Raw genomic sequence first — 4651 nt, forward strand, 5'->3', positions numbered from 1 at the left:
TCGCGCGGCGAGGTCACCGCGACGATCTGGGTCCCTCCGGCATCCACGAAGGTCTCGATGCTGGCGCCCAGGTCCCGGATGAAGCTGATGCGCCCGGTCAGCGGCGCTTGGTCGGCGGGCACCAGATGGACGTCTTCCGGCCGGACCGACAGGGTGGCCTGATCGCGTCCCGCACCGAGCGCGACGCCGGGAATCGTACCACCGGGCGCCGACACGCCCTGCCCGTCCCCGGCCTGCCGAACCGGGAGAAGGTTGGTCGAGCCGATGAAATCGGCGACGAAGCTGTTGACCGGCTTGCGGTAGATCTCGACCGGTGAAGCCGCCTGCTGGATGCGTCCGTTGCCCATGACGACGACCAGATCGGCCATGGTCATCGCTTCGCGCTGGTCGTGGGTCACGACGATAGTGGTGATGCCAAGCCGTTGCTGAAGCTTCCGCAACTCCACCTGCATCGCCTCCCGCAGCTTGGCGTCGAGGGCCGACAGCGGCTCGTCGAGCAGGAACAGCTTGGGCGACAGCGCCAGGGCGCGGGCGATGGCGACGCGCTGGCGCTGACCGCCGGACAGCTTCGAAACCGGACGGTCGGCGAAGCCGCCAAGATCCACCAAGGCCAGCAACTCTTCCGCCCGCTTGACCTGATCGGCCTTGCTCACACCCCGGATGCGGAGCGGATATGCCACGTTCTCGCCGACGTTCAGGTGCGGGAACAGGGCCAGCGACTGGAAGACCATGCCGAAGTCGCGCTGGTGCGCCGGGAGCTTCGTGATGTCCTTGCCGTCGATCAGGATGCGGCCGGAGGTCGGTTCCTCAAGGCCGGCAATCGTCCGCAGAAGCGTCGTCTTGCCGCAACCGGACGGCCCCAGCATGCAGACGAAGGTGCCATTGGGGACGGACAGATCGACGTGATCGACCGCCGCGACGTTGTTGAAGCGTTTGGAAATGCCCTCAAGGACAAGGCCGGACATCGGGCCTCCAACTGGATCGGGAAATCGGTACGCCGCTCCCCGACGCTTGGAATTCGGGGAACGGCGGCACGGACAGGCGTCAGCCGGCGACGATCAGTTCGGTCCACTTCTGGTTCAGCCAGTCGGACTTGGTCTGATACAGGTCGTAGCGCGGGATGATCGGCGCGATGTCCGAAGACACCGAGGCGAATTCCTCGTCCGTCAGGTCGGTGACGGAACGTGCGACCGTCGGCGCTGTCCCGACGTTGCGCGACAGGGTCGCCTGGATCTTCGGCTGCGACATGTAGTCGATGAAGACGTGGGCTTCCGCCGACTTGGTCGAGGCGCTGGAGATCGCCCAGCAGCCGCTGTCGAGGATGCCGCCTTCCTTGGGGAAGGTGGAGCGGACGGGGTTGCCGTCGGCGGCGGCAAGGCCGGTGACGTCGTGATAATACTGGCCCATCGGGATCTCGCCCGACTTCAACGCCTGCTCAAACTGCGCCTCGTCCCTGTACCACAGCCGGACATTGGGCTTCAGCTCGGCCAGCTTCTGCATGACCTCGAGGATGCCGTCCTCGGTGTCGAGCTTGTTGGTGCCGCCGAAGAAGGTCTTGGCCGTGACCTCCAGCAGGAAAGAGTTGGACACCAGCGCCAGCAGGCCGAGCTTATCCTTGTTGGCGGGGTCCCACAGGGCGGTCCAGGAGGTCGGCGCGTCCGGATAGACGTCGGTGTTGGTGACCAGCGTGATGTACCACGACACCGCGCCGATGCCGGCGACCCGTCCGTCAGGGTATTTGTTGACGAACTGCGGCAGCAGGTTCTTGACGTTGGGGATCTTGGCCGGATCGAGCGGCTGCCACAGGTCGATCGCCTGTCCCTTGAGCATGGCGACCTGGGACATCATCGACACGTCGGCTGGGGCCTGCTTGGCCTTGGCCGCTTGGGAAAGCTGGACCAGCCAAGCCTCTCCCGTCGGCTCGGAGATCGACTGGACCTCGATGCCGGTAGCGGCGGTGAAGTCCGGGAAGATGTGCTGGTCGAAGGATTCCTGGAAATAGCCGCCATAGACGCCGACCTTCAGCGACTTGTCCTGTGCCCTGACGATCGACGGCATCGAGAGCAGTGCCGTCCCGGCGGCGGCGCCCGCCAGAACCGTCCGCCGGGTGATCCCGGTCTTTGCAATTTCGGTCATCTTTTCACCTTCCTGTTCTGTCTTTTAGCGTTTTTATTGCTTGTTGCCGATCGACGGGCTGTAGACCATCAGGCTGAGGATCTCGAACAGCATCTGGGTGCCCGCCTGGGCCGTGTTGGTGCTGGCGTCGTATTGGGGCGCCACCTCGACCACGTCGCCGCCGACGATGTTCAATCCCTTCAGCCCGCGCAGGAGTTCCAGCGCCTCGCGCGTGGTCAGCCCACCGACTTCCGGCGTTCCGGTTCCCGGCGCGAAGGCGGGGTCGAGGCTGTCGATGTCGAAGGAGACGTAAGTCGGGCCGTCGCCGGCCACCGCGCGGGCGCGCTCGATCACGGCCGGGATGCCGAGGCCGGTGATTTCCTCCGCATGCACCACGGTCATGCCGCTGTCGTAGGAGAACTCCCACAAATATTCGGCCGGGCCACGGATGCCGATCTGGATCGTCCGCCTGGGATCGAGCACGCCTTCGAGCACCGCCTCCCGGAACGGGCCACCGTGGTGGAACTTGGTCCGGTCGAAGCCGCCGCTGGTGTCGCAATGGGCATCGATATGGATCATGCCGACCGGCCGGTCCTTGCCCAATGCCTTCAGGATCGGCAGCGAGATCGAGTGATCTCCCCCGACCGACAGCGGGGCGACGCCGGCGTCGCGGATGCGGGCGATGTGCGCCTCGATATCCTCGTGCGAGAGGTCCAGGCTGAACCGGCTGCGGAACGGCACGTCGCCGATATCGGCGACCCGCAGGTCCGATACGGGCGCCGTCTTCAGCACGTGGTTGTAGGGGCCGATCCGCTCGATGGTGCGGAGAGCGCGCGGACCGAAGCGGGAGCCGTTGCGGTTGGTGACGCCCAAATCCATCGGGACGCCTGAAATGGCGACCTGAAGGTCGCCGAAATCGGGGTTCTCGGGATCGATCGGCCGATGGGGAGCCGTCAGGAAGGTCGGCATGCCGGCATAGGGAGCCAGCCGGGTTCCGTTGGAGAAGATGGTGTCCGCGACCTTGCGGAATTCCGGATCGAAGATGTCGCCGCCGCCGAGCGATCCGTACTTGTCCCGCAGGCGTTGCAGTTCGTCCTTATCCATGGATAGCTTTACCTCATGCTGAGTCCGCGGAACCGGTCGGGCAGCGTCTCTATCGCAGCCCTGTCCGCATTGGCGAAGGCGATGCGCAGATGGCGCTCGTTGCCGGGTCCGAAATAGCTGCCGGGCAGGCAGAGCACGCCGCGCTCGACCGCCAGAGCTTCGGCGACCGTGGCGGCAGATGCGTCGAACGGGTGGCGCAGGAAGGCGAAATAGGCGCCAATGGCGTCCAGCCTCCAGCCGTCCAACTGGGCGACAGCCGACCGGAAGCCATCGGCCCTGGCGACGATCTCCCGACGGTTCTCTTCCCGCCACACCGCCATCGGCTCAAGGGTCGCCGCCAGCGCATGCTGCCCGGCGCGCGGCGCGCAGATCTGAAGGCAGTCCATCACCTTGGCGAACTCCGCCAGGAAGTCCTCCCCCGCGATCACGGCGCCCAGCCGGTGGCCGGGGACGCAGAAGGATTTGGAGAAGCTGTAAAGCTCGACCAGCGTCTCCTGCCAGTCCGGCTGGTCGAACAGGCCATGGGGTTTGGTGCCTGCGTCGGACAGGAAGTCGCGGTACGTCTCGTCCAGGATCAGCGCCACGCGGCGCTCGCGGCAGACGTTGAAGATCGCCAGCAGGGTTTCCGGCGGGTAGACGGCGCCGGTCGGATTGTTCGGGCTGATCAGGACGACCGCGCGGACACGCCCGTCGATGGCAGCCGCGATGCGGTCCGGATCGGGGCTGAAGCCATCCTCGGCGAGCGCCGGGACCGCCCTCGCCTCGATCCCGAGCATGTCCAGAGTCATCTTGTGATTGAAGTACCAGGGGCTCGGCAGGAGGATCGCGTCTCCGGCCTTAGCCAGCGCCATGGCCGCGACGAAGAAGGCCTGATTGCAGCCCGACGTGACCGCGACCTCACCCGATGCTATACGGCTGCCGAAGCTGCCCGAGACATGCGCCGCGTAGGCGTCGCGCAGATCGGCGTCGCCCAGGATTGCACCGTAGCGCGCCATCAGCGGAGACGCCGCCGCACTCGCCAGCGCTTCAAGGATATCGGGGTGCGGCGGGTAACCGGGAACGGCCTGCGCCAGATCGACCAGCGGGCCGAGATCGCCGCGATAGCGGGTCGCCCAAGCCTGCGCCTCCGGGATCGGCGGGCTGGATGTCGCGAGTAGATGGGGGTTGACGGGTATCACCAGAAACCTCCAGACGCGGGGAGTATTCCCCGCCTGTCTTTCGGTGATACAGCGTTAATTTCCCGAAATCCAGGGAGCATCGTTAGATGCCGACGCTCCCTTTCGTCTGGTCGTAACGGATCGCTTAAACGACGGTAACTTTCAGCTCGGCTACCCCGTCCACGCCGCCGACCAGCACATTGCCGCGCTTGACCGCGCCGACGCCGGCAGGGGTGCCGGTGAAGATCAGGTCGCCTGCGGCGAGCGTAAAATAG

General features: G+C 65.8%; 5 protein-coding genes. All 5 read right to left on the reverse strand.

Annotated features, from left to right (window positions below; genetic code table 11):
* On the reverse strand, positions 1-965 hold a 965-nt coding region (locus AC5JJ6_RS42360; RefSeq protein ID WP_496047829.1), incomplete at its 3' end, for an ABC transporter ATP-binding protein.
* A gap of 79 nt (positions 966-1044) precedes the next feature.
* Positions 1045-2136 (reverse strand): ABC transporter substrate-binding protein, encoded by a 1092-nt coding sequence (locus AC5JJ6_RS42365; protein WP_496047830.1) that lies wholly within the window; start codon positions 2134-2136, stop codon positions 1045-1047.
* A gap of 33 nt (positions 2137-2169) precedes the next feature.
* Positions 2170-3219, reverse strand: a complete 1050-nt coding sequence (gene speB / locus AC5JJ6_RS42370; protein ID WP_496047831.1) for an agmatinase — start codon at positions 3217-3219, stop codon at positions 2170-2172.
* A gap of 8 nt (positions 3220-3227) precedes the next feature.
* Entirely contained in the window at positions 3228-4397 is a 1170-nt protein-coding gene (locus AC5JJ6_RS42375) for an aminotransferase (protein WP_496047832.1), read from the reverse strand.
* Between the two features lie 124 nt (positions 4398-4521).
* The coding region (locus AC5JJ6_RS42380) for a fumarylacetoacetate hydrolase family protein (protein ID WP_496047833.1) at positions 4522-4651 on the reverse strand (130 nt) is incomplete at its 5' end.

This window comes from Skermanella sp., from assembly GCF_059503625.1.